The sequence below is a fragment of the Microcoleus sp. M2_D5 genome (assembly GCF_036701935.1).
GTDB lineage: Bacteria > Cyanobacteriota > Cyanobacteriia > Cyanobacteriales > Microcoleaceae > Microcoleus.
The window spans coordinates 1-5,299 of the sequence record NZ_JAUBRP010000149.1 but is presented as its reverse complement, the minus strand read 5'-3'; the positions used below and the strand labels follow the sequence as shown (position 1 = coordinate 5,299).

Annotated in this window: 1 protein-coding gene; it reads right to left on the bottom strand. The window is 50.5% G+C overall.

Annotated features, from left to right (window positions below; translation table 11 throughout):
• Positions 1–4,546, bottom strand: a 4,546-nt coding sequence (locus QUA50_RS28995) for a DUF4347 domain-containing protein (RefSeq protein ID WP_333268744.1), incomplete at its 3' end; no start/stop codon positions are given.
• Positions 4,547–5,299: the final 753 nt, after the last annotated feature.

The following is a 5,299-nucleotide window of genomic DNA, read 5'->3' as shown; positions in this document are numbered from 1 at the left end:
GTTCGGGTACTGGGTTGAATATGGGGGTTGGTTCTGGGGCTGGTGTTGGTGTTGGGACGGGTGGTGTGGGTGTGGGTTTTGGTTCCGGCCCAGGGACGGGTGTTGGTGGTGTGGGTGTTGGTGGTGTTGGTGTTGGTTCTGGGGCTGGTGTTGGTTCTGGCGCGGGGACGGGTACGGGTGTTGGTTCTGGCGCTGGGGCTGGTGTTGGTGTTGGTGGTGTTGGTGTTGGTGTTGGTGTTGGTGGTGTTGGTGTTGGTGTTGGTGTTGGTGGTGTTGGTGTTGGTGGTGTTGGTGTTGGTGTTGGTGTTGGTTCCGGCGCGGGTGTTGGTGTTGGTTCGTTCAGGGGAATGGCAGAGACAGTAGCGCTGGCGGGGCTGGTAGCGCCGAGGTTGTCTGTAGCGCTGTAGGTGAAATTTGCTGTTGTAAAGTTGGCTGTCGATTGGAAAAATAATTGGTTAATCTCAGCAGGTGTCAGAATTTGACCGGCGCGGATAATCCTGCCACCTGTTTCGGGATTGCCTAAAAATATCAGCCCTTCATTTGCTGGTGGGATGGTGTTGATGGTGAAGGATTCGATCGAACCGTCTGGATCTGTGCCGCCTAGTCCTGCGATCGCCACAGCGCTGCTGGGGGCGATCTCAAGGTTGACGTTGTTAGCTACGGGCGGTTGGTTTGCCACCGGCAGCAGCGCCGATACAGTAGCGCTGGCGGGGCTGGTAGCGCCGAGGTTATCTGTAGCCCTGTAGGTGAAATTTGCTGTTGTAAAGTTGGCTGTCGATTGGAAAAATAATTGGTTAATGTCAGCAGGTGTCAGAATTTGACCGACGGTGACAATCCTGCCGCCAGTATCGGGATTGCCTAAAAATACCAGCCCTTCATTTGCTGGTGGGACGGTGTCGATCGTGAAAAATGCGATCGACCCGTCGGGGTCGCTTCCTCCCAGTCCTGCGATCGCCACAATGCTGCTGGGGGCGATTTCGAGGTTGACGTTGCTAGCTATCGGCCGTAGGTTGGCGGGAGTCGGAGTCGGAGTCGGTGGGAGTGGGGGAGTCGGAGTCGGCGCAGAGGCGATGCTGGTGGTAACAGTTGCGAGGGGATCGCTGCCGTTATTGTTGCCGGGATTCGGGTCATTAGTGGTTGAGGTACTTCTTGCCGTGTTGCTGAGAGTCCCGGTCGCCGAGACTGGGAATGTGACTCTCCGGCTGACGGTCACGCCGTCAGCTAAGCTGGCAATGGACGGAAAGCTGACAATGCCTGTCGCTGGGTTGTAAGTACCGCCGTTGGATGCTGTGACGCCCGTTAAACCGGGAACGATGCTGTCTGTAACGGTGATGTTGGTGGCGGTACTGGGCCCTCTGTTTTCGGTGAGAATTGTGTAGGTGACAGTCGAACCCGCGATCGCAGTAGCCGGCCCAATTTTACGCGTCACTACATCGGCGCTATCGGCGATCGTCGTGGTGACTCTCGCATCCGGGCTGGTGCCGTTGTTGTTGCCGGGATTGGGGTCATTAGTGGTTGAGGTGCTGCTAGCAGTGTTGGCGACGAGGCCGCCGGTGGCGGGAACTGCGAAACTGACGGTTCTGTTGGCGCTGGTTGCGCTGGCTAGGGATGGGATCGCCGTCCAAGTCACAATACCTGTAGTTTGGTTGTAACTTCCGCCCTCGGAGACGCTGACTCCTGTTAAACCAGGAACAATGCTATCGGCGATCGCCACATTGGTTGCCGCACTCGGCCCACTGTTAGTCGCCGTAATTGTGTAGGTGACAGTCGAACCCGCGATCGCAGTAGTCGGCCCAATTTTACGCGTCACTACATCGGCGCTATCGGCGATAGTAGTGGTGACTCTCGCATCCGGGCTGGTGCCGTTGTTGTTACCGGGATTGGGGTCATTAGTGGTTGAGGTGCTGCTAGCAGTGTTGGCGACGAGGCCACCGGTGGCGGGAACTGCGAAACTGACGGTTCTGTTGGCGCTGGTTGCGCTGGCTAGGGATGGGATCGCCGTCCAAGTCACAATACCTGTAGTTTGGTTGTAACTTCCGCCCTCGGAGACGCTGACTCCTGTTAAACCAGGAACAATGCTATCGGCGATCGTCACATTGGTTGCCGCACTCGGCCCACTGTTAGTCGCCGTAATTGTGTAGGTGACAGTCGAACCCGCGATCGCAGTAGCCGGCCCAATTTTGCGCGTCACTACATCGGCGCTATCGGCGATCGTCGTGGTGACTCGCGCTTCGGGGCTGCTGCCGTTGTTGTTGCCGGGATTGGGGTCTGGGGTAATCGAGGTGCTGCTAGCAGTGTTGGCGACGGTGCCGCCGGTGGCGGGAACTGCGAAACTGACGGTTCTGTTGGTGCTGGTTGCGCTGGCTAGGGATGGGATCGCCGTCCAAGTCACAATACCTGTAGTTTGGTTGTAACTTCCGCCCTCGGAGACGCTGACTCCTGTTAAACCAGGAACAATGGTGTCAGCGATCGTCACATTGGTTGCCGCACTCGGCCCACTGTTAGTCGCCGTAATTGTGTAGGTAACAGTCGAACCCGCGATCGCAGTAGCCGGCCCAATTTTGCGCGTCACTACATCGGCGCTATCGTTCGTAATAGTTGTCGTGACTCTCGCATCCGGGCTGCTGCCGCTGTTGTTACCGGGTACGGGATCGATCGTGCTGCTGCTGCTGAATACACTGTTTGTAATAGGGCCGAGTGTAGTTGGGGTCGTAACAGTTACGGTGCGGGTGGCTGTGGCCCCAACAGGTAAATTCGGAATACTCCAGGAAACCAGTCTCGTTGTCGGGTTGAAAGTGCCGTTGCCGTCGGCACTGCCAAATACTGCCCCGACGGGCAATTGATCTTCAACCACCACGTTTTCGGCGGCGTCCGGGCCGTTATTTACCGTCGTAATTGTGTAAGTGATGCTGCTACCCGGTGCTGCCGCCAACGGGCCTTTTTTCGTTGAGGCAACATCTGCTGTAGTAAGCGGCACGTCTATAGTTTGGATCGACAAAGTGCGAATGTCGTGAATATTGGTAGCATCTCCCGTTGAACCGGCAAAACCAAATTTGAATGTTGCCGGGATTGGCCCGTTTATGTTCTCTAAATTGGCAATGTCGATAATAGTCTCGCCCTGATCTGTAAACAAACCATTATTGTTGAGATCGAAGTTAACAGTGAGACGGTTTGGCGTTGCAGAATTCGGAGGTGAAAAAATAATTTGAATTCTTCTTTTGGCTGCTTCGCGATTGCTGGTAATGGTGTTGTCCGGCCCGTTTGGAGGCAGAGGATTTACCGTATCCGGAATATTATCTATTCCCTGCGGCACAAACGTAGAAGTTAAAAATTGATATTGCCTAACTTCGCTACCTCGAAGCGTTACCGAATCGGGTCTAAGCCCCCCCGGAAGTCCGCCTACACGCCCTTGAGTTGTACTTGAGAAATTTCCGAATTCATCCAATCCAATTCCTAAATAACCTCCCCGTAAACCGGACTGATTTGTATCTGTATTTTGGGCGTAGCCGAGAGAACCTCCATAGCCTCCAGCTACTGTTGGCGTCACAGTACCGTCAATTAAAAAGAAACTTATACCGTCCCCTGTCTGCCCTGCTAAATTATTACGTGCAGTGCCGTCGTAGGCAAATATATCGAAGACAATTTTAAGACCGCTGTTGACGGGAACCTGACTGTTATAGATGACAAAAGTAGATTGGTCAAAAGTTCTTGTACTTAATCTCAACGCCCCGCTGCCAACCGGGTCTATGTTCAAACCCGGAAAATTCTCAGTGCCGGTTCCTGCTGTTAAAGCTGGAGCGTCTGACGTGCCTGTTACCCCAGAGATCCAAGGCCCGATTAGACGTGCGTCTTGAAAACTTTCGTCCACTAAATTAATGAGGACACCGCTGTAATTTTCCTGGGTGTTTATTTCAAAAGCTACTGCTGTTTTTACTCGTCCTGCTGTAACATTTAATTGCCAGTTTCCTCCTAATTTTGCACTGCCAATTAGATTGTTTGAAGCCGCTATATTTGCGCCTGTTAATTCTCTCAGCTTCCGCACGAAAGCAATCCCGGATTTTCCAGCCCCAACCCTGCACGCTAATAATAAAATATCGGCTTTTCCGCTAAAGGCATTGTGCCACTGTTGCAAATGCCGATCGTACTTTGATAAGTTTTCATTCTTCAGTAAAGTTGACCCCAGTTGCACGGAAGCTTCATTGCCGTGAGCAACAATCTGAAGGCTGGCAATGGAGCTGCGTTTAGCTAGAATCTCGGTAATTTGTTCTACTCCGTCCAGAGTTCTATCGAGGACAATTATCTCTGTCCCTGGTTTGACTCCGCTGGCAAGATGCTGATAATTCTCTACCCTCGGATCTATGCAAACTAAATGTTTTTTACCTGCAGTCTTGACACCCCGAATCGCTTTTGTTAAACCGGAAATATCCGGCGCCAGATCGCCCACTAACGACGCCCCAATCCAAGAACTTTTTATGCAGTAAGTGTCGCGGCGATCGCAACTTGATTGGTTAATTTGCGAAGAGTAGTTGCACCCTGATTTTTTCATGAGGTAGATAGCTCCTTGACGTGTTAATTGTCAACCTTAAGTCGTAAATATTATTGTTAGTTGCTAATGGGAAATTTATACTTGCTAATTTCTCGGCTTCGCATACTTAACAAGTTCCATTTACTGCGATATTTTTTTGATCGACATCTTCCCAAAGTAGCAGTTAGCTGGATTTACCTGGGAAATCAGGCGTTTTTTTAGCCAATTCTGACTAGGCGCAGAATTATTTTAGTATATTAGTATAAAAAAAACGCGCCAGATGTAAGAAAATTACGCCGTGAGGTGCAAAATTTGTTTGCACCAGCTAGTTGACAATTGTTCGTATTTGTAGTAATAAGGGGTTTAACCCCTCAGACGTTTATTAGGACTTGAGTCAAGATAACAAACCAATTTTATCGTACTCAATTAGTCCTATATCAAATAGTATCTATTTGTGTAAAATAAACGTTATAAGTTTGGTCGTGATAAATTCTGCTTTTTGACTTTAATCAGGAATGAATTACTCACTAAAACCAATTTCTGGGTAGCCGTTCTGTAGAACATCAAATAAGTCACGAGCTTGATGTTCGTTGAGTTAAAAATATTCTACAAGTCAGGTTAAGTTAAAAAAACGAGCCTGTAGAATATCGGCAAAAGCCCCCCGATAAAATGCGCTTTTATTCTTACCTATCCAAATTCATAAAATCGAGAGCAGTAATAGTATTACTAGCCCCAAAAAGCTGAGCCAAAACCTGACCAGTCGCAGCAACTTGT